Source organism: Pseudomonas sp. OE 28.3, from assembly GCF_014268205.2.
Lineage (GTDB): Bacteria > Pseudomonadota > Gammaproteobacteria > Pseudomonadales > Pseudomonadaceae > Aquipseudomonas > Aquipseudomonas edaphica.
In genome coordinates, this window is sequence record NZ_CP077082.1 from 2,560,457 (window position 1) to 2,582,493 (window position 22,037).

The 22,037-nt window shown below is 59.2% G+C and carries 23 protein-coding genes and 1 pseudogene; 13 read left to right on the forward strand and 11 right to left on the reverse strand.

What is annotated here, in order from left to right; genetic code table 11:
• Positions 1 to 2 precede the first annotated feature (2 nt).
• Positions 3 to 782 carry an amino acid ABC transporter ATP-binding protein gene (locus HU759_RS11715; RefSeq protein WP_170038645.1) on the forward strand — a complete coding sequence of 260 codons (780 nt, stop codon included), beginning with the start codon at positions 3 to 5 and terminating at the stop codon, positions 780 to 782.
• Positions 783 to 805: 23 nt separating this feature from the next.
• Positions 806 to 2,416, forward strand: coding sequence for a gamma-glutamyltransferase family protein (locus tag HU759_RS11720; protein WP_170038643.1), 1,611 nt, complete (start codon positions 806 to 808; stop codon positions 2,414 to 2,416).
• Positions 2,417 to 2,528: 112 nt separating this feature from the next.
• Here the strand turns inward: HU759_RS11720 and HU759_RS11725 are convergent, their stop codons facing one another.
• Complete coding sequence (locus HU759_RS11725; protein WP_017136660.1) at positions 2,529 to 3,434, reverse strand: LysR family transcriptional regulator; 906 nt, start codon at positions 3,432 to 3,434, stop codon at positions 2,529 to 2,531.
• 96 nt (positions 3,435 to 3,530) lie between these two features.
• Here HU759_RS11725 and HU759_RS11730 point away from each other — a divergent pair, with 96 nt between their 5' ends.
• The 4 genes from HU759_RS11730 to gabP all read left to right on the forward strand — a co-directional run bounded on the left by HU759_RS11730 (position 3,531) and on the right by gabP (position 8,989).
• A complete protein-coding gene (locus HU759_RS11730) occupies positions 3,531 to 4,322 on the forward strand; it encodes an SDR family oxidoreductase (RefSeq protein ID WP_170038641.1) in 792 nt (263 codons plus the stop codon).
• Positions 4,323 to 4,490: 168 nt separating this feature from the next.
• Positions 4,491 to 5,888 carry an aspartate aminotransferase family protein gene (locus tag HU759_RS11735; protein WP_170038639.1) on the forward strand — a complete coding sequence of 466 codons (1,398 nt, stop codon included), beginning with the start codon at positions 4,491 to 4,493 and terminating at the stop codon, positions 5,886 to 5,888.
• Between the two features lie 72 nt (positions 5,889 to 5,960).
• A complete protein-coding gene (locus HU759_RS11740) occupies positions 5,961 to 7,328 on the forward strand; it encodes a glutamine synthetase family protein (protein WP_170038637.1) in 1,368 nt (455 codons plus the stop codon).
• A 251-nt stretch (positions 7,329 to 7,579) separates the two neighbouring features.
• Entirely contained in the window at positions 7,580 to 8,989 is a 1,410-nt protein-coding gene (gene gabP / locus HU759_RS11745) for a GABA permease (RefSeq protein ID WP_170038769.1), read from the forward strand.
• A 100-nt stretch (positions 8,990 to 9,089) separates the two neighbouring features.
• Here gabP and HU759_RS11750 read toward each other — a convergent pair whose 3' ends face one another.
• The 4 genes from HU759_RS11750 to HU759_RS11765 all read right to left on the reverse strand — a co-directional run bounded on the left by HU759_RS11750 (position 9,090) and on the right by HU759_RS11765 (position 11,662).
• Positions 9,090 to 10,109 (reverse strand): alpha/beta hydrolase, encoded by a 1,020-nt coding sequence (locus HU759_RS11750; RefSeq protein WP_170038635.1) that lies wholly within the window; start codon positions 10,107 to 10,109, stop codon positions 9,090 to 9,092.
• A gap of 15 nt (positions 10,110 to 10,124) precedes the next feature.
• Positions 10,125 to 10,580 carry a GNAT family N-acetyltransferase gene (locus HU759_RS11755; protein ID WP_186617393.1) on the reverse strand — a complete coding sequence of 152 codons (456 nt, stop codon included), beginning with the start codon at positions 10,578 to 10,580 and terminating at the stop codon, positions 10,125 to 10,127.
• Positions 10,581 to 10,837: 257 nt separating this feature from the next.
• Complete coding sequence (locus tag HU759_RS11760; RefSeq protein WP_225933042.1) at positions 10,838 to 11,014, reverse strand: hypothetical protein; 177 nt, start codon at positions 11,012 to 11,014, stop codon at positions 10,838 to 10,840.
• Positions 11,015 to 11,410: 396 nt separating this feature from the next.
• A complete protein-coding gene (locus HU759_RS11765; protein WP_017137683.1) occupies positions 11,411 to 11,662 on the reverse strand; it encodes a hypothetical protein in 252 nt (83 codons plus the stop codon).
• 96 nt (positions 11,663 to 11,758) lie between these two features.
• Between HU759_RS11765 and HU759_RS11770 the strand changes: the two genes are divergently transcribed.
• Both HU759_RS11770 and HU759_RS11775 read left to right on the forward strand, forming a co-directional pair.
• Positions 11,759 to 12,544 (forward strand): helix-turn-helix transcriptional regulator, encoded by a 786-nt coding sequence (locus HU759_RS11770; protein WP_186617396.1) that lies wholly within the window; start codon positions 11,759 to 11,761, stop codon positions 12,542 to 12,544.
• A 183-nt stretch (positions 12,545 to 12,727) separates the two neighbouring features.
• Positions 12,728 to 14,092 carry a hypothetical protein gene (locus HU759_RS11775; protein ID WP_099547727.1) on the forward strand — a complete coding sequence of 455 codons (1,365 nt, stop codon included), beginning with the start codon at positions 12,728 to 12,730 and terminating at the stop codon, positions 14,090 to 14,092.
• Between the two features lie 57 nt (positions 14,093 to 14,149).
• On the opposite strand, the gene HU759_RS11780 is transcribed toward HU759_RS11775, so the two are convergent.
• Together HU759_RS11780 and HU759_RS11785 are read right to left on the reverse strand one after the other, a co-directional pair.
• Positions 14,150 to 14,305 (reverse strand): hypothetical protein, encoded by a 156-nt coding sequence (locus tag HU759_RS11780; protein ID WP_186617397.1) that lies wholly within the window; start codon positions 14,303 to 14,305, stop codon positions 14,150 to 14,152.
• Positions 14,306 to 14,312: 7 nt separating this feature from the next.
• A complete protein-coding gene (locus HU759_RS11785; RefSeq protein WP_186617398.1) occupies positions 14,313 to 14,738 on the reverse strand; it encodes a helix-turn-helix domain-containing protein in 426 nt (141 codons plus the stop codon).
• A gap of 81 nt (positions 14,739 to 14,819) precedes the next feature.
• Between HU759_RS11785 and HU759_RS11790 the strand changes: the two genes are divergently transcribed.
• The 4 genes and pseudogenes from HU759_RS11790 (at position 14,820) to HU759_RS11800 (ending at position 17,093) form a co-directional block, all read left to right on the forward strand.
• The gene (locus HU759_RS11790) at positions 14,820 to 15,311 is read left to right on the forward strand and encodes a DUF2938 domain-containing protein (RefSeq protein WP_186617444.1); all 492 of its coding nucleotides are present in this window, start codon (positions 14,820 to 14,822) and stop codon (positions 15,309 to 15,311) included.
• A gap of 8 nt (positions 15,312 to 15,319) precedes the next feature.
• Positions 15,320 to 15,436, forward strand: a pseudogene (locus HU759_RS29835) (AraC family transcriptional regulator); the annotation flags it as partial.
• Between the two features lie 47 nt (positions 15,437 to 15,483).
• Positions 15,484 to 16,554, forward strand: coding sequence for an FAD-binding oxidoreductase (locus HU759_RS11795; RefSeq protein WP_186617399.1), 1,071 nt, complete (start codon positions 15,484 to 15,486; stop codon positions 16,552 to 16,554).
• A 239-nt stretch (positions 16,555 to 16,793) separates the two neighbouring features.
• Positions 16,794 to 17,093 (forward strand): putative quinol monooxygenase, encoded by a 300-nt coding sequence (locus HU759_RS11800; protein ID WP_017137694.1) that lies wholly within the window; start codon positions 16,794 to 16,796, stop codon positions 17,091 to 17,093.
• A 105-nt stretch (positions 17,094 to 17,198) separates the two neighbouring features.
• On the opposite strand, the gene HU759_RS11805 is transcribed toward HU759_RS11800, so the two are convergent.
• A complete protein-coding gene (locus tag HU759_RS11805; RefSeq protein ID WP_017137695.1) occupies positions 17,199 to 18,095 on the reverse strand; it encodes a LysR family transcriptional regulator in 897 nt (298 codons plus the stop codon).
• A 296-nt stretch (positions 18,096 to 18,391) separates the two neighbouring features.
• On the opposite strand from HU759_RS11805, the gene HU759_RS11810 reads away from it, so the two are divergent.
• Positions 18,392 to 19,246: a DNA/RNA non-specific endonuclease gene (locus tag HU759_RS11810; protein WP_186617400.1), complete on the forward strand. Its 855-nt coding sequence runs from the start codon at positions 18,392 to 18,394 to the stop codon at positions 19,244 to 19,246.
• 195 nt (positions 19,247 to 19,441) lie between these two features.
• On the opposite strand, the gene HU759_RS11815 is transcribed toward HU759_RS11810, so the two are convergent.
• The 3 genes from HU759_RS11815 to HU759_RS11825 form a co-directional block, all read right to left on the reverse strand.
• Positions 19,442 to 19,747, reverse strand: coding sequence for a hypothetical protein (locus tag HU759_RS11815; RefSeq protein WP_177034133.1), 306 nt, complete (start codon positions 19,745 to 19,747; stop codon positions 19,442 to 19,444).
• 220 nt (positions 19,748 to 19,967) lie between these two features.
• The gene (locus tag HU759_RS11820) at positions 19,968 to 21,029 is read right to left on the reverse strand and encodes an ATP-binding protein (protein ID WP_017137699.1); all 1,062 of its coding nucleotides are present in this window, start codon (positions 21,027 to 21,029) and stop codon (positions 19,968 to 19,970) included.
• Entirely contained in the window at positions 21,026 to 21,775 is a 750-nt protein-coding gene (locus HU759_RS11825; RefSeq protein WP_026013754.1) for a response regulator, read from the reverse strand. The genes HU759_RS11820 and HU759_RS11825 overlap by 4 nt, the downstream gene beginning before the upstream one ends.
• Between the last annotated feature and the right edge of the window lie 262 nt (positions 21,776 to 22,037).

A 22,037-nucleotide genomic window follows, 5' to 3' on the forward strand; every position in this document is an offset into this window, starting at 1 on the left:
CCATGGCGCACCAAAGTGAAGAGCTGATCATTGACGCACAGGATATCCAGAAGTCGTTCGGCGAGTTGCAGATCCTCAAGGGCATCTCCCTGCAAGTGCGGCGCGGCGAAGTAGTGGTGCTGATCGGCGCCTCCGGCTCCGGCAAGACCACCTTTATCCGCTGCATCAACCTGCTGGAAGACATCCAGGGCGGGCGCATTCGCGTCAACGGCCGCGCCATGGGCTATCGCGAACGCGCCGATGGCAGCCTGATGCGCGATTCGGAGCGCAACATCGCCCGCCAGCGCCGCGACATCGGCATGGTGTTCCAGCGCTTCAACCTGTTCCCGCACATGACCGCATTGGAAAACATTATCGAAGCGCCGATCCAGGTGCTCGGCGTGCCGCGTGCCCAGGCGCTGGAACAGGCTCGGGGCTTGCTGGCGCGGGTCGGCCTGGCGGACAAGGCCAGCCACTATCCGTCGATGCTCTCCGGCGGTCAGCAGCAACGGGTGGCGATTGCCCGTGCGCTGGCGATGAAACCCCAGGCGATGCTGTTCGACGAACCCACCAGCGCCCTCGACCCGGAAACCGTCGGCGAAGTGCTGCAGGTGATGAAGGAACTGGCCGAGGAGGGCATGACCATGGTGGTGGTCACCCACGAAATGGGCTTTGCCCGTGAAGTGGCCGACCGCGTGGTGGTGCTCGACCAGGGCGAGCTGATCGAACAAGGCCCGCCGGAACAGATTTTCAGCCGTCCCAGCCATCCGCGGACCCGGGCGTTTCTCAGCCGCGTGTTATGACCTTTTTTTGAAGAGCCTTTGCCATGTTGAAATTCTCCGCTCATGAATACCCCTACCCGTCGCAACGCCAGAGCGTATTTGCCCGTCGCGGCATGGTTGCGGCGTCCCAGCCGCTGGCGGCCCAGGCCGGCATCGAAATCATGCAAAAGGGCGGCAATGCCATTGATGCCGCCATCGCCACCGCCGCTGCGCTGACCGTTGTAGAACCTACCGGATGTGGCCTGGGTGGCGATGCCTTTGCGCTGGTGTGGTGCAAGGGGCAGTTGCATGGCCTCAACGGCAACGGCCATGCGCCGGCCGCCTTGAGTATCGAGGCGGTCAAGGCGGCAGGGCATCAACAGATGCCGCTGTACGGCTGGACCTCGGTGACGGTGCCCGGTTGCCCGTCGGCGTGGGCCGAGTTGTCCAAACGCTTCGGTAAATTGCCGTTTGCTGATTTGCTGCAGCCGGCCATCAGCCTGGCGCGCGACGGTTTCCCGTTGTCGCCGGTGGTCGCCCATCAATGGCAGATATCCTTGAACGAATTCAGCCCGCACCGCGATGACGTGCTGCAAGCCTGGTTCGACACCTTCCTCATCGACGGTCGCGCGCCCCAGGCCGGCGAGATTTTCCGCAACCCGGCCCAGGCCCGTACCCTGGAAGAACTCGGCGCCACCGGCTGCGAAAGCCTGTATCGCGGCGCTCTGGCCGAGCGCCTGGATGCGCATTCGCGCGCCAGCGGTGGTTACCTGCGCGCCAGCGACCTCAAGGATTACCGCGCGCAGTGGGTGGAGCCGATCCACATCAATTACCGGGGCGTGGATGTTTGGGAAATCCCGCCGAGCGGCCAGGGCCTGGTTGCACTGATGGCGCTGAAGATCCTCGAAGGCTTCAACTTCGATCACCGCGACAGCCAGCAAACCTGGCATCGCCAGCTGGAAGCCATGAAGCTGGCCTACAGCGACGGCCTGCATTACATCACCGACCCTGCGCACATGCGCGTGGCGGTGGCCGACTTGCTGAGTGACGACTACAGCACCCGTCGCCGTGGCGAGATCGGCGAGCAGGCGCAGCCGCCCAAACCCGGCACCCCCCATGCCAGCGGCACGGTGTACCTGGCGACCGCCGACGCCGAAGGCAATATGGTTTCGTTCATCCAGAGCAACTACCACGGCTTCGGCTCCGGCGTGGTGCTGCCCGACAGCGGCATCGCCTTGCAGAACCGCGGGCAGGAATTCAGCCTCGATGAGTCCCATGCCAATTGCCTGGCACCGGGCAAGAAAACCTTCCACACCATCATCCCGGGTTTTCTCAGCAAGGACGGCCAGGCCCTTGGCCCGTTCGGCGTGATGGGCGGCTACATGCAGCCCCAGGGCCATGTGCAGATGGTGATGAACCTGGTGGACTTCGGCCTCAACCCCCAGGCGGCCCTCGACGCACCGCGCTGGCAATGGCTGGGCGACATGAAGGTCGGCATCGAACACGGCGCGTCCCGCGACCTGGTCAATGCGCTGGCGCGACGTGGGCACAAGGTGCAGACCGACAGCGACCTGACCGACTATGGGCGAGGGCAGATCATCCTGCGTGACCCGGCCACCGGCGTGTTGTGCGGGGGCACTGAGCCAAGGGCGGACTCTCATATCGCGGTTTGGTGAGCGGCTACACAAGCGCTGGGCCAGACGGCTAATAATGACGGGGTGATGAGTTGTTTGATCTTCGCGACGGCGGGTTGGCGCCGCCGCAAGCCTCAATGTGCACTTTGACTCATCAAATACGACGAGGCTCGCCCTGCGTAATTTCGCGTATCAGGCTCAGGTAACGAAGCGCGCCCAGTCCCAGGGGCCGGTTTTTTACCCAGATGATATCGACCCATAGCCGCATCTGACTCGGCATGTAGTCAAACACCACCTCCGTCAATGCGCCTGACGTGATGAGAGGGTGTACCAGCGATTTTGGAAGATATGCCCAGCCTAATCCTTGCTGCACCAGGTCCAGCGTGGCCAGATAATTGTCGCTGTGCCAAATCCGCCGCGACAGCACAACACGTGGATCAGAGTCTGCAGGTCCTCCGGTCGCGACGATGATCTGCCTGACGTTGACCAGTTGCTCCTCACTCAAGGGGCTTTTTTTGCCGGCGGCCGCAGGGTGATCCGGAGCAGCAACCGCGACTAACAACTGGCTCCCCGCCTCAAGAAATGTTTCCCGCTCGTCAAGCCCTGGTCGCTCAAATCCAAGTGCCAATTGCACACGCCCTTCATGGAGCATGCGCATTGCCTCCGGATGGGACGCGGAGCGAATCTCGATTTCAAGCGTGGGAAACTCCCTGGCGATAATCGACAGCGGACGATTCCATACGCCTGTTTGCAACTCCGGCGCCATCGCAAAGACCAAGCGTTCCTCCAACCCCTGATGCAGCTGGAGGGCATGCGCATCCAGCAGGTTGATCTGGCTCGCGACCTGTCGTGCCTGGGGCTCAAGTGCCTTGGCGGCGGCGGTAGGAATGGCTTTGCGAGTTGATCGGTCAAACAGCAACAAATCCAGCTCTGCTTCAAGCTGCGACACCGCCATGTTGACGGCCGAGGGGACCCGGCCTAATTTTCGCGCCGCCGCCGAAAAGGATCCGCTGTCGATGACCGAAAGGAAAATCTTAAGTGACTCACTGGTAAACGCCATGGGGGTTGTCAGATTTTCTGATGATGATTGTCTTTATGTATCAGATTTATTCGCCTAGTTTCTACTCTCTTTCAAATGAAGTACGTGGGGCACACCATGTTGGATACGCAATTGAGAGGGTATGTTGCACTCGTCAGTGGTGCCGGGAGTGAATCCGGGATCGGCATGGCTATTGCTCGCAGGCTAGGTGCATCCGGAGCGAAGTTGATCATCACTGCCAGCAGCAACCGCATTGTGGATCGGGTTAAAGAGCTGCGCCGTGAAGGGTTTGAAGTTGAAGGCCGACCTGTAGACCTTACTGATGAAAAGTTGGTGCGTGAATTCAGCCTGTGGGCAGAGTCAGTCTGGGGACGGGTCGATATTCTGGTGAATAATGCCGGGATGTCCATGCACGGCAGCCCTGAGATTTTCTCGGAATTGGCGTCGATGGAACTGCATGACTGGAACCTTTCACTGGCCCGAAACCTGACCACTGCCTTTCTGCTGACCCGAGCCGTGTTGCCCGGTATGAAGGCGAGAAGCTACGGGCGCATTGTCAATATCAGTTCCACCACGGGCACCCGCGGGAGCAATCCGGGGGAAGCCGCTTATAGCGCCGCCAAGGCAGCGATGGTGGGCATGAACATGGGGCTTGCGCTTGAAGTCGCCAGGCAGGGGATTACCGTCAACAGCGTGGCCCCCGGCTGGATCACCACGGGTTCAACCACCCCCGTTGAAGCCGAGGCGGGGCGTTTCACCCCGATTGGGCGCGCAGGCAGCCCCCGCGAAGTGGCGGCGGCGGTTGCATTTCTGGCATCGCCTGACGCCAGTTACATCACAGGGGACGTCCTTGTGGTGGATGGCGGGAACTGTCTGGTCGAGAACAAAGCCCCTCACGGCGATTATTAAGTTTGAATACGCGCCAGCGCGCTCAATCCACGAGGGTGGGCGGGGGCGATAACCGAGATTTATAAAAGCGTGATGTATCAAAGAACCTATGAGTTCTTTGAGCCGTATCCGGCTGTCAGTCAGCAACGGACTTTTAATTAATTTGATAATTAACATGGGGTATTGATCATGTCGAAAAGTGGAATCAGTGAATCAGCGATTGCTGCTTTTACCGCCTCCGAGCGTGCCCGGTTTATACAAAACAACCCCACCTCACTGGCGCTTGCCGAGCGCGCCAAGGCGAATCTGTTCAACGGTGTGCCCATGCACTGGATGAGCGACTGGTCGATGCCTTCGCCGCTCTTCGTTCAGCGTGCCAAAGGGGCGCGCTTCACCGATGTCGACGGTCATGAATACATCGACTTTTGCCTCGGCGACACCGGCACGATGTTTGGCCATTCACCTGATCCTGTTGCCCGCGCCATAGCCGAACAGGCGAACAATGGCTTGACCACGATGCTGCCGGGCGAAGACGCGGTGGTCTGCGGTGAGTTGCTGGCTGAGCGATTCGAGCTGCCTTACTGGCAAGTGACCGCCAATGCGACTGACGCCAACCGTTATGTGCTGCGCTGGGCGCGCGCTATCACCCGGCGCAAGGTCTTGCTGGTGTTCGATGGCTGCTACCACGGCACCGTGGATGACGTGATGGTGCGCTACCGTGACGGCAAAACAGTGCACCGTTCAGGTCTTGTGGGCCAAGCGTACGACTTGAGCCAATACAGTCGATCCATCCCCTTCAACGATGTCGCCGCACTGGAGGCGGCGTTAGCCAAGGGCGATGTGTGCGCGCTGATGTGCGAGCCGGCGATGACGAACATTGGCATGGTCCTGCCGGATCCGGGGTTCATGCAAACGTGTCGAGAGCTGACCCTTAAATATGGCAGCCTGTTGGTCATTGATGAGACCCACACTATTTCCACCGGCCTCGGTGGATGCACGCGCCAGTGGGATTTGAAACCCGACTTTTTCGTGGTGGGTAAACCCATTGCAGGTGGCGTGCCTTGCGCGGTGTTTGGCGTTAGCGAGCCAGTCGCCTCGGCCATGCACGACGTCCAGAAGACCATCAGCGAAGAGAGCGGCGGGCATGGCCACAGTGGCATGGGAACGACGCTGTCCGCCAACGCACTGGCGATGCGTTGCATGCGCGTCAGTCTCGAAGAGGTCATGACCGAGTCTGCATACGAGCACATGCTGGCGCTGGCCTCTAGGTTGGCCCAGGGGTTTCGAGGGTTGTTCAAGCGGCACCAGCTGAACTGGTCGGTAACAGAGTTGGGCGCGCGTTGTGAATTTCAATTCTGTGCCACACCGCCAAGAACCGGTGCGCAAGCCGAGGCGGCTTTTCACGACAGCCTTCAAATGGCGCTGCATCTCTATCTGATCAATCGCGGAATTCTGATCACGCCTTTTCACAACATGACCCTGTGCTGCCCGCAAACAGGTGATGCGGATATCGACCGGCTGATCGCTGAGTTGGATAACGCGCTGACCACGCTGCTTGCCCTGCCTGGCGCGCGGGTTATCGCTTGATAACGGCACGTCTGAAAACGCCATTGTTCTTACATACTGCCAGTCGCTTGAATGAGCGCTAAGAGGTTTGACATGCAATTTGCGGATAAAAAAGAGGCCCTGGATTATCTGGCCGCCCACCCTGAAGTGCTGAGCATCGAGTTGTTCCTTATCGACGCGAATGGCGTTCCACGGGGCAAACTGTTGCATCGCGACGAACTGCTGGCGATCTACGAAAATGGCCGGCCATTGCCCAGTTCCATTCTCGCCTTGACCGTGCAGGGTGAAGACGTAGAAGACACAGGCTTGGTCTGGGAGGTTGCCGACGCCGATTGTTGGACATACCCCTTGGCGGGAAGCCTGACCTTGCAACCCTGGCGCACCAACCCCACCGGTCAAGTGCAGGTGAGCATGCACCCGACCCAAGGTATTCCCGCCGCACCGGCGGACCCGCGCCACGTACTGGTGAACACTATCGAGCGGCTGAAAGCCGATGGATTGCACCCGGTCATGGCGGTTGAGTTGGAGTTTTACCTGCTGGACCGACAACGCGACGTCAACGGTCGGCCGCAGCCGGCGTTGCAGGCCAATGGCGTACGCCCTGTGGCTCCACAGGTCTATGGCGTATACGAGCTGGAGCAGCTTCAACCGTTTCTTGATGACCTCTACGCGGCGTGCGCGCTGCAGGGCTTGCCGGTACGTACGGCGATATCCGAGTACGCGCCAGGCCAGGTCGAGTTGACGCTGGAGCATCGGTTCGACGCACTCCAGGCCATTGATGAAGGCGTACGTTACAAACGCCTGGTCAAGGGTGTGGCCAACAAACATGGGCTGCAAGCGTGCTTCATGGCCAAGCCATTCAGCGATCAGGCCGGCAGCGGTATGCACCTGCACGTCAGCCTTGCCGACGAGCACGGCAATAACCTGTATGCGAGCGAAGACCCACAGGGCACGCCATTGTTGCGGCACTCCATCGGCGGGATGATGGAGACCTTGTTTGACGCTCTGGCGATATTTTGCCCCCACGCCAATTCATATCGACGCTTCCAAACCGGTAGTTACGCGCCGCTGGCTAAAAGTTGGGGCGTCAACAACCGTACCGTTTCGTTCCGCGTGCCCGGCGGCCCTGCAATCAGTCGGCATATCGAACACCGCATTTGCGGTGCCGATGCCAACCCCTATCTCGCCGCTGCCGCGTTACTGGCGGGCATTCACTACGGCATCACGCATGAAAGCGATCCCGGCGCGGCGATTGTGGGGAATGGCTATGAACAGGCGACCGATTTTCTACCCACCGACTGGCTGACAGCCTTGCAGGCACTGCAACGTTCAACCTGGGCACGTGAGGCGCTGGGCGCTGAGTTCCTGAAGGTGTTCCTGGCGATCAAGTGGCGCGAGTTCCGTGAATTCAATGCTGAAGTCGGAGAACAGGACTGGCGCTGGTACCTCACTCACGCATAAATGCTGGCCCGTCAGTTTGGGATTGCACGGCGTGCTCCGCTCACGCCTGCTGAGGTGCTGGATCAACTCAATGTGACACGTGTTGTGCCTTATGAAGCGCACTCCATGTCGATATCAGGCACTAGTGTGCCGTTATGAGGCTATTTTTGCGGTTGGAAGGCCGCGTATTGTGACTCGTCATTGGAGAATGATGATCGCCTGACCCTATAGTCAGAACGTCTTAAAGCCGATCACAGAGAACAATAAGAATGATCAACAGCCCAAGTTCGAAGGATGCAAGCGGCCAGCTGGCGCAGGGTTTCAAGCCGCGTCACGTCACCATGCTCTCCATTGCAGGGATTATCGGCGCAGGGTTGTTTGTCGGGTCTGGGCATGCCATTGCGGCGGCGGGCCCGGCGGTGATGCTGGCCTACCTGTTTTCCGGCCTGCTGGTGGTGCTGGTAATGCGAATGTTGGGAGAGATGGCGGTCGCCAACCCCGACACAGGCTCCTTCTCAACCTATGCCGATCAAGCCATCGGCCGCTGGGCCGGGTTCACCATCGGCTGGCTTTACTGGTGGTTCTGGGTGCTTGTGATTCCCATCGAAGCATTGGCCGCCGGGCATATTCTCAACCAGTGGTTCCCGCAGATCGACGCTTGGCTGTTTGCCTTGTTGTCGATCTTTTTGTTGGTGGTTACCAACTTGTTCAGTGTGTCCAAGTACGGCGAATTCGAGTTCTGGTTCGCGATGGCCAAGGTGGTGGCGATCATAGGTTTTATCGGCCTGGGGGGCGCGGTGTTGATGGGCTGGATTCCCGAACGGGAGGCCAGCGGTTTGAGTCGACTGATGGATGAGCATGGAGGCTTTGCGCCTAATGGTTTGTCGGCCGTCGTCGGCGCATTCATTACCATCATGTTCAGTTTTATCGGCACTGAAGCCGTCACTATTGCGGCTGCGGAGTCCAGCAACCCGGCGCAGAATATCGCCCGAGCGACACGTTCGGTGATGTGGCGCATCGGCGTGTTTTACGTGTTATCGATCTTCGTGGTTATTTCCGTGGTGCCCTGGAATGACCCGTTGCTGGCGTCGGTCGGCTCTTATCAGCGTGCACTGGAGTTGATGAACATTCCCCATGCCAAGCTGCTGGTGGATGTCGTCGTGTTGATTGCGGTGGCCAGTTGCATGAACTCCTCCATCTACATTGCTTCGCGCATGCTGTATTCACTGGGCAAGCGTGGGGACGCGCCAGCCTTGATGAAAAAAACCTCGGCACAGAGTGTGCCCAGGGCTGCGGTGATCGCCAGCACCATCCTGGGCGCTGGCGTGACCTTGCTCAGTTACTTCATGCCGGCTGGGCTGTTCCAGTTTTTGCTGGCCAGTTCGGGCGCCATCGCCTTGCTGGTGTACCTGGTGATCGCCGTTTCACAATTGCGCATGCGCAAGGTATTGCAACAGCGCAATATTCTGCTGACGTTCAAAATGTGGCTGTTTCCCTGGCTCACCTGGGCGGTAATTGTATTTATCTGCTGTGCATTGGCGGTGATGCTTTTAACGCCCGAGCATCGCTCCGAGGTGTCTTCGACGATCGGCCTGGCCTTGCTGATTTCACTGATCGGCGTCATCACCGCGCGGGAGCCCCACTCTGTACAAAAACCGATTCCCGCCGTCTCGCGCCCATGAAAGAACGGTCGGCGCACTGTTATTGGCTTATCCGGGGGTGAGTGGTTTTTTTGCCTGCGATTTACGTAATAGACACTTCGGTGTTTTTTTCTCTCGACCGTCACCCGAGTTTTCTACCCAGCAGCCAAGTGCTTATAGCCTCAACCAGTTCCGTCTTGCACTCCACCGGCAACCAATGCCCACCGGGCAAGCTGGTTACGCTGAGGTCTGCGCAAGCCGCACGCATGGGGTCGCCCAACCGATTGCCCTTGATGGTATTCATCGGGTCGTAATCGCCATTCACAAACAACACGGGCAATGACAGGCGGCCGCCATCGGGCGCTCGGTGCGCATAGTCGATATTGGCATCGTCGTTCAGATACCACGCGCAGGGTGCGCGGAAACCATGCGCTTCGAAACTGCGTACCAGTGCAGCGAAGTCCGCCTGCGGCCATAGCGCCAGGTCTGGTTGGGTGGGGGGCGCCCGATGCGCCTCGCCAAACCGTCCACCTTTGCGGGTCACTTCGGCATTTGACGTCACCTTGGAGATATTCGCCGGGTCGCCTCGCCGATAAATCGACGCCAGCGATGCGGCTTTATCCGCATCAAGATCAGCGACAGCAGACGCAAAGTGCGTGTTGTAGTAGCGGTAGTAATCCCATTGACCGTCAGGGTACTGGTCCGCCGGATAGAGCGTTCGGTCCACCAGCGGGACGAGCGTGGGCAGTGCATTGGTGCTCGGGAAGTACGGCACCGACACCAGCACCACGCCACGGCTGCGCTGCGGTTGATGGGCGGCCAGTTCACCTGCCACCACGCTGCCCCAATCATGGCCCACCCAGATGGCGGGTGCCCCACCGAGATGCTCATGCAGCTCGGCCATGTCGGCCACGATGTTTTCAAGGGTGTAGGCGTTGATGTCGGAGGGCGCAGAGGAGCCACCATAGCCGCGCATGTCGGGTGCAACGCAGTGCCAGCCTTGGGCAGCGAACGCCTCGATCTGCGCGCGCCAGATCAGGCTTAGTTCTGGCCAGCCGTGCAGGAAGATCATCAACGGCCCATCGGCCGGGCCCGACTCCAGATAGTGCGTGGTATGGCGGGGCGTGCTGTAAAAACGCGAAGTCAGCGTGGAAGTGGTCAAAGGAAATCCTCCTGATTAGCGCACGAACTTTACATAGACAAGCTCAGGGTCATGCTCATCAAGGTTCTCGATTCGCCCGCTCGGTATAAACCCGGCCTTGGCGAGCATGGCCTGGGACGCCAGGTTGGAGGCGTTGGTTGATGCAAACAACTTGGACGTTTTGCACAACGCTTCTGCGCCCGCCAATAATTGCAGCGCCAGACCCTGGCGTTGATGTATCGGCGACACAACCACCAGCGCAACAAAGTCGTAGCTGAAAAACTCATCAGTCAACACCAGGTAGCCCGCGCATTCACCGGCAATGACGACGACCAGGCATCGCTGGCTAATTACCGCGTCATGGATAAACACGCGTCGATGAGCGTGGGCTGTGGCGTAGGCGTCCAACTCCACCAGGGCGCGCACATCATCAGGCGTGGCCTGGCGGATTAGCCGGCTCTCAGGGGCCGGCGAGTGTCGGTCTTGGGCCATTGGAATCACCGTTGGGGCGAATGGGTATAGTGTTAGTGTTGAAGGCGTTTGCAGTGTTCAAAAAAAGAACAGCGGGCAAGTGCATCAGCAGCATACAGCCAGCGCTGGCCTTGAGCGCCTCCTTGGCCAGCGCTTTGCTGTCAGCGTGTCAAGCACCAGGCCTGACGCGCAATGCCAGGAAGACCGGGACGTCCGGGAAGGTACTGGCTTGCAGCTCATCGAGTGGATTGAGCGTATTTGTTCGCACCCCTGGGTTGCTAACGTGTGGAGGTATCAACCTGGTAGTCGATGTAATCTGTCGAGACGATGGTGCTGGTCGTGTTGGCGTCAGGTGCCCAGGTGAAATCCAGGACTCTTGCGGCTTTGATCTGCTCCTGCGAGACGGTGGCCTGGGTGGTAGTGGTAGCGCCTGACTGCTGCAAGTCGTCGTTCATGATACTCATCCTTAAGTAAAGTGCGTGCTTGAATGCGGGTCGACATGGCCCGAAGCGTATGACTGCCGTCATAGCGCTATTTTTCTACAGCGCAAGCGTGCTTCATTTTTTATGCTGTGTGGATAAACAGTGGTCTGAGTTTTGTCGCCTCGCAACTGTGGCGAGGGAGCTTGCTCCCGCTGGGGCGCGAAGCGGCCCCAAAAATGGGACTGCTACGCACTCCAGCGGGGCCAAGCGCCCTCGCCACGGGTCAGTGATTGTCAGCTCGAACGCTTAACTGGCTGGCATTACGTAGGCTGGGTTGTTTTAACTCAGCTGCGCGCCGCCATCCGCACGTGCGTATTGCGCCAGCAGATCGGCCGCATCCTGATAGCAACCCGTCCGCCAGTCGTGCGCTCAATACTGATCCACCAGGCGCTGCAACTGCGGGTCTCGAATCCTGAACACCTCGAACAGCCCAAGGGCACGTAACGCCGGGAGCAACGCCAGCAGGTCCTGCTCGGCGACGGTTCGCAGGTGTGCATCGGTGTTTGGATCACACCAGGCCTGGGCATTCACCAGAAAGGCTCCGACGCTGCCTTTGCGGATCACAACGCCGTGGCGTTCAGTCTGGTTCTGGTCATCGGGCAACAGTTCTTCGGCGCGCATGCGGTGTATTCCTGGGAGTTGAGGCTGCGACTATAGACGCACCAATGTGGCCTGGGTACGCTATTGAAGACAATCAATAGTCCGCTAAGGCCACTTATGTCCGCTCCGCTGATTCCCACTTCGGTATTAACGGCTGTCGATGACCCGCTGGTTGTCGCCGTGGTCCGAGTGGGCGCTGAACCGCGTATCACCGAACGCCATTGCCATGCGCGTGGGCAGTTGCTGGGCACAGGCCAGGGCTTGTTATCGGTGGACGCCGGCGCCAGCCAGTGGGTGGTGCCGGCGACCCATGCGGTGTGGATCCCGCCGAATGTCGCCCATGGCGCGCGCTCCCATGGTCCCTTCGCGGGGTGGAGTGTCTACGTGTCGCCGCAGGGCTGTGTCGAGCTGCCGGATACGCCTTGCATCCTGGCCACCTCCGGCCTTTTGCGCGAGGCGGTGATGCGCGCTGCCGCCTGGCAGAGCCCTGAACTGGATGCTGCGCAGCAACGCTTGGCCGGGGTGATTGTGGATGAGATTCGAACCTTGCCGCGTGTGACCCTGGGCTTGCCGATGCCTCAGGATGCGCGCCTGCGCAAGATCGCCGAGGCGCTGTCCGATTGCCCGGATGACGAACGCCACCTGCAGGAATGGGCGACATGGGCGGGCATCGCTCCGCGCACACTGACACGTCGGTTTGTGCTGGAAACGGGGTTCAGTTTCACCGCGTGGCGCCAGCGCGTGCGTTTGTTGCGCGCGCTGGAGAGGCTGGCGGCGGGTGTGCCGGTCACGCGTGTGGCGCTGGAGTTGGGCTATGACAACGTCAGTGCTTTTATCGCGCTGTTTCGCCGCACGTTTGGGGTGACGCCTGGGCGTTACTTCACAACGCATGAGAGTTTATGAGTAAAAAATCAATACCTGAAGTTAGTGGTTTGCACTTTTATTGATGATTATTAAGCTGTTGTTCAGGCCGAATTAAACTGAATAAACAGGGCGTATAACCTTTACAACTCTTTACCTTTGCAGTCTGGATGAGCGAAAAAAAAACATGCTAGCCTGCGCGTTTTCGACAGGCAGCAGGCGCGCATGAAAAGGCTAAAGGAACTGGCTGTAAACAAGCCCTGTTCATCAATATTTATAGTGGCGTTTATTGTATTGGCTGTGCTGCAATACAAACCGGCCGTGCTCAACTACACCACACGCTTTGTCGACTTTGCCGAGTATATGCTCGCCCATGGCGTGACACTGTTTCCCATTGCTGATGACCTGCAGCCATACCCCGATTACACGGTGCTCAATACACTGCTTGTGTACCTGGTTTCCTTGCCGTTTGGGCGTGTATCCATACTGTCGATGGGGCTGCCTTTTTGCGTGGCGGCTGCCTTGATGCTGGTGTTTATTTACAAGCTGGGTGCCCTGCACGAAAAAAAATGGGGCGCCTATGCGGTGGTCTTTGCGCTGTTTACCTGGTCATTTCTGGACGGCGTGAATTCCTTGGCGCTGGACATCTACCCGGCGCTGTTTACCGTGATGTGTTTTTACCTGGCTTATGCGGGCCAACTGCACCCGCACCGTTTTCATGTGCTGCCGGTACTCCTGGGCCTGGCGCTGGGCTTTGCCTTTCGTGGCCCTATTGGCCTGATCGGCCCGGCGGGCGTGGTCGCCTCCTATTATCTGTTAAGTCGACAATGGCGCCTGCTGGTGGTGTTCTGCTTGCTCGCAGGCCTGGTGCTGGCCGCAGGTATCACAGTGCTGAGCGGCGCGGCCTACCTGCAAGGTGGGCAGGCTTTTGTGCAAGAGGTGCTGGTTATGCAAGGCTTGGGGCGCTTTGGCGCTGATCACGCCCCGCGTTATTACTTCTACTTCTCTGCAGGCTTGCTCACCTATGGCGTCACAGCCTTTATCGCATTAAACGTGATCATCAAGAAGGGCAAACACTTCTTGGATCGCTCGCCGGCGCCGGCCACTCAGATGCTGCTGTACCTGACCGGTTGGTTATTGGTAGTGATCGTACTGTTCACGATTCCAAGTTCCAAGAAAGCGCGTTACATTCTTTCGATTACGCCGGCGATTTCATTATTGGCCGCGTATATCTTCGTGGATCGCAGTCAGCGCTTTGCAAGTACCCGCGACAAGTTGCTGAAGTTCTGCCTCAACTTACCTATGGTCGGCCTGGGCATGTTGTTACTTGCCTTTATCTATGGCCTGTATGCAGCGACGCCGCTGCGGCCTAACTATCTTGGCGCGTGTGCCGGGTTGATCAGCCTTATTGCCATTCGCTCTTGGGTGACGTCGCGGTTTCATGCACATCCACACCGGGAGTTCGTACTGTTGTGTTTTGGTGCTGCCGCCTTCCTGGTCCTGGATATGTTTTTCTTCAATTCGATTACTTACCACCTGGAATTGGCCGATGAGCCGACACCCAAGTTTCTGCCTTATTGGTTCTGGTAGGGTATGTTCGCAGCCAGACCCGGAATCAAGCCAAACAAAAAACGTCATGCGCCAACCTCAGTCGAGCATCGGGTGGTCGTTCAGGCGGGTGTTCAGGAAGTAGCCGAATAGCAAGGCGATCACTACACCCAACCCGTGACTGGAAAATTGCAGGCTGCCTACTGCGCTCCATGGCTTTATCGAGACCTTGATCGGCTGCCTGCAACGGGTCAACTGAACACTAACGTGTCAGGCTCGCGCCCGCGTGCCTGGCACGCTTGAACGCCCCCGCGGCGGCAATGTCGAGTAACCGCCGAAAGTTCGGGCATTGCGCGTGGTCGGGAGCAGGGCAGGCCGCAGCGTGGCGCAATCCGCGACTCATGGCCTGCAGTTGTTTGACCGTTGCGTCGATCTCATCTGCCTTGGCCAACAGCACCGCTCTGTCCACCGTGGCCTGGCCATTGGGGCAGAGCATGGCCTGTATCTCATCGAGTGACAGGCCGCCCGCCTGCCCAAGGGCGATCAGCGCCAATTGCTCAATCACCGCCACGCCAAACTGGCGGCGAGCGCCAGGCGGGCTGATGGAGCTGATCAGCCCTTTCTTCGCATAAAAACGCAACGTGTGAGCCGGCACGCCCGTGCGTTTGACCACCTCAGTGATATCCATTACCAGACCCTTGACTTGAAGTTGACTTCAACTTCTATGATGCCTGCGCAGGTTAAATGGGTCCATGAATTAGAGGTCGATATGGCATCGCTGCACGTGGCTGCACAGGTAATTTTATTGGGGGCCGGGGCTACGGTCGTGATGGATATGTGGATGCTGTTGATGAAGGCACTGAAGGTGCCCACGCTGAATTTCGCCTTCGTGGGGCGCTGGGTCGGGCATGCGTGCCACGGGCAGTTTGCGCATCGCAGCATTGCCCAAGCGGCGCCCGTGCAGGGCGAGGTCGCCCTGGGCTGGATCGCGCACTACGTCACGGGGGTTGTGTTTGCGCTGCTGCTGGTGGGGATAGAAGGAGTCGACTGGTTGCAGGCGCCCACATTTATGCCGGCATTGTTACTGGGTATCGCCACCGTGGCTGTCCCGCTGTGTGTCATACAACCTGCCATGGGCGCGGGGTTTGCCTCCTCCAGGACACCCACGCCGGGCAAGAACTGCCTGCGCAGTCTGATCAGTCATGCGGTGTTCGGCGTGGGGCTTTATCTGGCTGGAGTATTTTCCAGCCACTGCTGGTAAGTGACGCGGCTGATGTGCGCGACTTCGCCGATACTTCATACTTGTGCCGCTACTCAAAGCGTCAAACCGGGGTTTCACTTTCCGGCTATCGCAGGCATCAGCATGCGGCAAGCGGGCAGGGTTGATCTGCGGCCCAGGGAAGAAGCAAGTGCCAGGCAAGGGAAATGTTTTAATGAACCAATACGATCTGATTATTGTGGGGGCCGGCATTCATGGTGCGGCTTTGGCCTATTACAGCGCCAAGGCCGGGCAGCGCGTGATGCTTATTGAAGAAGCCCGGCCTGCCAGCGGTGCCAGCGGCCATGCCTTTGGGTGGATCAATGCCAGTGCATTGATTGAACCCGTGCAGCATCTGGCGCATAGCGTGATGGATGATTACCACCACCTCCAGGCTGCGTTGCCATCGTTCCCGTTGCGTTGGTGTGCAGAATTGACCTATGGCGTCTGCCCGGGAAATCCCCAAGCATCAGCAGCGGGCCTGAACCTTTCTTCCCTTCAACCGCGTACGGTTTCGCAGGCTGAAATCCGAGTAATTGAGCCCAATCTTGCTCACCCGCCTCTTCACGCCCGTTATACGCAGGCGGCAGGGATCATCTCGCCGGTCGGAGCCATTGAGTGCCTGGTTCTGGCCGCTGAAGGCTTTGGCGCACGGGTAGTCTGCGATTGTGCAGTCAGCCAGTTGCTCGTTGAAAATGGCCAGGTTGTGGGCGTCAGTACGCAGGCAGGCAATTGGTATGGCAAAAAAACGGTACTGGCTGCGGGCTTGGGAGTGCTTGATCTTTTAGTCGGCCAAAGCCTGCATCTGCCCATTCGACCGTCTCCGGCGATTCTGTTGAAGTTTGAAGTGGCGCAGGCGCTGCTCAATGGCATTGTTTCGAACGCCGAAATGGAGGCTCGTCAAGGCGACACCTGTACGTTGATTGCGGCTGAAGACTACATCGACGATACGCCCGAGAATGGCCCCGCTGCCATTGGGCTCAGAGCCCTTGAGGCCATTCGTGGGCAGTTGAACGGTGCACAATCCATCGCGCTGAAGTCCGTAGCGGTGGGGTGGCGACCGCTGTCTGACGACCACCTGCCTATTGTGGGGCCAGCGGGCGACGACGGCGGGCTTTATATCTTGAGCGCCCATCCAGGCTTGACCCTGGCGCCCACCCTGGCGCGGCTCTTGAGCGAAGAGCTGATCACCGGTGTCACTTCGCCATTGCTGAGCAACTTTCGGCCGATGCGTTTTCGGGTGTGAGCGTCAGAACCTTGTATCGTCAGCTGCCGTTTCAATCACTTTCAACATTCCATTGAAAGTCTATGCGCCCCGAGCGGATGGCTAACGCAGCCGGGGTTTCATTACGCTGGGTTTCTCCTTAACCACCTGCGGCGTATATCAACATGGTATTTAAAAACCTCATCACTTCTACGGGTGTGACGCTGCTTGCGCTGTTGATTGCAGGTTGTGCGAGCCATTCCCCTGACGGAGCGACCCCTGTGTCAAAACCCTTGGTTTCCATCGCCGTACTCAAAGCCAAACCTGGCAAACAGCAGGCACTCAAACACGGCCTGCTGGCCCTGGTTGCGCCAACGCGCACCGAGCCCGGTAACCTCGACTATGTGCTGTTTGAGCTGCGCGACGCCCCCGGCACCTTCTACATGCGTGAGTCGTTCAAGGACCAGGCGGCCCTCGATGCGCATTTTGCCACGCCGTACTTCAAGCAATTTGCAGCCACGGCCGACGACTTGCTTAGCGAGCCGCTGCAGCTGATTTTCCTTGAGCAAGTGTCGAACTGAGCCATTCGTCATCTTGCACCGTTATCGACCTAACGGTGGTGCGACGCTGGACCTGTGGCAAGCAGGCTTGCCACAGTTAGAGTGTTCGTCCTTTCGCGCTGCAGATCAGTGCGTGCCGTTGCCGGCAAACATCTGTTTGGCGTGTGCAAAACACTTCTCGGCGATGGCCGAGCGCGGTTCGGTCTTGCGCATCACCAACCCCAGTGGCGCGAGCACGCTGGCGTCCGGCAAGTTGATAAAGGCGAGGTTCTCGATCGGGTTTTCCATGCCACTGTCCAGCGGCATGATCGCGCAGCAAAAACCTTCGTGGATCGCCTGGAACAACTGATAGGTCGAGTCGCTTTCGAGAATGGGCTGCGGGTCGAGGCCACGGCTGCGGAAACTCAGGTCAATGGATTTTCGATAATGCATGCCGTTGCTGATCATCCCCAGGGGCAACTGCGCGGCATCTTCCCAACTCATTTCGGTGCCTTCGAACTGGAAGTGGCGCGTGTCGTACAGCAGGCCGACGCGGGTTTCGCCCAGTTCAAAAACCTCCAGGTAATTGGGGTTTACGTGGTCCAGGTAGCACACACCCAAATCCAGTTGATTGGTGCCCAGGGCTTCGATGATCTTGTCCGAACTCATGGACGACAGGCTGAATTTGAGCTCTGGAAACGTCTGGGACAGACCTTGGATGTAGCTGATCGAGTTGAACCCGCTGAGCGGTACCAGCCCCAGGCGCAGGCTACCCACTAACTGCCCGCGACACGCCGCCGCTTCGGCAAACAAACCGTCATGGGCGGCGAGCAGGGTTCTGGCCCAGGCCAACACGCGTTCGCCGGCCTGGGTGAAGCCTTCGAAGCGCTGGCCACGGGTGACCAACTCCAGGCCCAGCTCATCCTCCAGATTGCGCAGGCGCATCGACAGGGTCGGCTGGGTGATATGGCAGCGCGCAGCCGCCTGGCCGAAGTGCCGGGTCTGCTCCAGCGCGATCAGGAATTTGAGTTGCTTGATGTCCATTTAAAGCCCCAGCCTGGGAATAAGTGAGCGGTCAGGATAAGTGCCCGTGCCTGCACCCGCAGCAGACCCTCTCATTGTAAGGCCTGCGCGTCCAATCGCCTGCATTGACGTGATCCCCAGCGGATCAAAAGCACAGCAGCAACCTGATTTTCGGCGGTGTGATCGGTTTTTTTAGCGCCCACTGAAACCTGTACGCAATTTGAAACGTTTAAGTGGTTTAATGTTTATGTCGGCTTGCGATGGATCGCAGCCGCCGACAGACCTTCTGTCATTGAATCATCCCAAGGAGCTACACCATGCATGGAAGTATGAAGCCCAAACACCTCGCGTTTCTGTTGATCCCGCTGGTTGCCGCTTGTACCACACCGGACAGAACCCGTGAGTCGGCCGTCACACCGCAAGCCCAGCCCCAACAGGCCTGGCAGTTCGACAACTGCTCGGTCGGCTGCCCCAGCGGTGGCAGCCCACTGACGCTGAACCGCCAGGCGTACACCCTGAACAATAATGGCTCGACCAAGTTTGCCAACTGGGTGTCGTACAAAATCACCAAGACCACCCCCGCCAGCGGCCGCGCGCGCGACTGGCAGACCGACCCGGACATTCCGGCCGGCGAAACCCTCGACCCGGTGGATTACAACGGCGCCAATGTCGCGCTCAAAGTCGACCGTGGCCATCAGGCCAACCTCGCCTCGATGGCGGGGGTAGCCGATTGGCAAAGCCTCAATTACCTGTCGAACATCACCCCGCAGAAGTCCGACCTCAACCAGGGGCCGTGGGCGCACCTGGAAGACCAGGAGCGCAACCTGAGCAAGCAGGCGGGGATCGACGCGGTGTATGTCGCCACCGGGCCGCTGTATGAGCATTTTGTCGGCACGCTGCCGGGTACGAACAAGGTGCACACCATTCCCAGTGGCTACTGGAAAATCATCTTCGTCGGCAGCTCGCCTGAAGGCGGAATGTACGCCTCGTTCGTCATGAACCAGGAAACACCCAAAGGCGCGAACTTCTGCGATTACCAGGTGCCCGTGAGTCAAATCGAAGAGCGCTCCGGGCTGACGTTCTGGAGTGATCTGCCGCAGGCGGTGCAGGCCGCGTTGAAGGCCAGGCAAGGGCAGTTGCCGGGGCGCATTGGGTGCAAGCAAGCGTTGTAATAGTTAAGGATCCGTATCACTTCTGTGGCGAGGGAGCAAGCTCCCTCGCCACAGGTTACCGGTGCAGATACTGGCCTTTACTGTCAGCTTCGCTCGGCCTTCACTTAGTCCAGGCGTAGTTCACGGACCCGAAGAATCTGCTGATCAAAATTGACTACGATGATTGCGCAAGGGCTCGCCAGCAACCTGCGCTTATCAACACAGATAGCGGTTGCGTGCTTCTCTGAGCAGGTCACGCATCTGGTCGACGCGCAATAACAGCGTCATTTGCCGCTCATCGACGATAATCTCCGCCACGATCAATGCGCAGATCATCGGTGCGGTCACCAGCCAGTGCTCGTAACACTGGGTGGCCAGCGATATGAAGATGCCTGCAATCCACAACCCCAGCACCCACTTCGGGGCACGCCGTTGCAGCGGCACCCAGAAACGCTGCAACCTTTTCAAACGGGCCGTGTGCAGCCTTAACGAGGCTTCGAGTCGGGACACGTCATTGCTCATTTATACACTCGCTCAACGGTACGGGCGCAGCCTGGGAGCGTGGTTCCCAGCCAAGACAGGTTGACCCGTTCGACTTCTATCCAATGCTCGCCGACAGGTTTTGTGCGGCAGCTTTTAAACGCAATACACACCTGCTTTGCGTCCAATAAAGCAAAGTGCCGATAACGGGGCGGGCGCTTAAACACCGAAAAAAACATACGCATCACCGTGCCTCGCCCAATCAAACGTGCCAACTGAGTTCAAACAGCGTGCCGCCGTTTTCCATGCGCCGGCAGGTCACGGCGCCGCCATGGGCGAGGGCGATGGCACGCACCACGGCCAGGCCCAGGCCACTGCCGCCCTGGGCGCGTGAGCGGGAGTTTTCACCGCGTTGGAAGGCGTCAAACAGGCGCGCGGCAAAACCTTCGTCGATGCCGGGGCCGTCGTCGCGCACGCGCAGGTAGTTGAAGCCGTCGCGGGTGCTCAGGTGGACGATGACATTGCCCGGTGTCGCGTGCCGCCGAATGTTATCCAGCAGGGCCAGCAAGGCCTGGCGAATGCGCGCCGGGTCGCAGCGCATCGTGCGGCGTTGCAGGTCCAGTTGCAGCACAAAACCTGCGGCCACCAGGCTCGGTTCGAACAACCGTACATCGTCTTCGATGCCTGTCGCCAGGTCGGCTTCTTGCAGGTTGAGTTCCAGGTAGCCACTGTCGGCCAGGCCCACCACGCGCAAATCCTCGATCAAGCGCGTCAAGCCTTCGACCTGGCCCAGCAGGCTGTAGAACTGTGCGGTGTCGGGTTCGAATACACCCTCGGCCAACCCTTGCAGGCGCCCGCGCAGAATAGTCAGGGGTGTGCGCAGTTCATGCGCAATGGCGGCATTCCAGAACGCTTGCTCCTGCGCCATGCGCTGCAAGCGTTTGGCCATGCTGTTGAAGTCATTGACCAGGATCGCCGCTTCGCCGATCGACTGGTCACCGGCAACGGCCTGTACGTCCAGGTCGCCGTCGGCCAGTTTGCGCAGGTTCTCGGCCACGGAGTTGAGCGGCATCAGGATTCGCCGCGACAGTTTCAGCGCCACAATCGAGCCCACCGCCAGGCTCACACACGTGGTCAGGCCCATCCACACCCATTCAGCCTTGGCCGGCAGCCAGGCATCCACTTCGGCGTCGGTGAGCGGCCAGTAGGTCCACAGCAATGCATAAAAAATATATGAGCCGATCACCGCCAGGGCGATCACGCACAGCACCACGGCGCACATGGACAGGATGATCTGGCGGCTCAGGCCATTGAGCCCTTTCACACCATGCTCCCGAACCGGTAGCCGACGCCACGGATACTGGTGGGCACACCCTGCACGCCGAGGTCTTCGAGCTTGCGCCGCAGTTTGCTGATATGGCTGTCGACCGTGCGCTCCAGGCTGTCGCTTTCCGGTGAGCACTGGGCCAACAGCTCGGCGCGGGTGAACACCCGTTTCGGTGCCTTGGCCAGTTGCGCCAGCAGCCTGAATTCGGTGACGGTCAAGGCCAGCGGCACTCGGCGGCCGGCCAACGTCACCGTGGCTTCATAGCTTTCCAGGTCAATTTCAAACGCGTCCACCCGCAGCACCGTGGGGCAGGCGCGGTCGCGATAAGCGATGGAGCGGCGCAGTACCGCCTGGGTGCGCGCCACCACTTCGGCGGGGTTGAACGGCTTGACGATATAGTCGTCGGCGCCGATGCGCAGGCCCATGAGCTTGTCCATGTCCTGGTCTTGCGCGGTCAGCATGATCACCGGCGTATGGCCGCGCTGGCGCACTTGCGCGAGCACTTGCCAGCCGTCCACGTGGGGCATCAGCACGTCCAGCAACATCAGCTCCGGCTTGAGCGCCAGGTGCATGTCCAGCGCCTGTTGGCCGTCACGCGCGTGGGCGGTGCGAAAGCCGCTGCGTTTGAGGTAAGCCTCCAGAATGTCGGCGATTTGCGGCTCATCTTCGGCAATCAGCACGAGAGCCTGGGGTTCTCTGACGCAGTCCGGGCGGGGCATCGATGCAACGGGGAAATCAGTCATGGTCTGCTCGGTGAATACGCGGCGAGCCTGTGCATCCCTGCGCTCGTGCTTATCTGCCTTATCGTGGCTGCCGGTCCCTGGCCACGTTTGCCAGTAGTGATCATAGCTTCTGGGTGAGGGTGCTGACCTCCAGAGCAGGAATCATCGTGTTCTCCTGGTAAATCTACGCAACGGTTAACGCAAGTGTGCGCAACCAACGTGCGCATTCATGGGAGGTTTTGTGGAGAAACGATGGAGGCGGGCAATAATTTGTGCCCGAGCG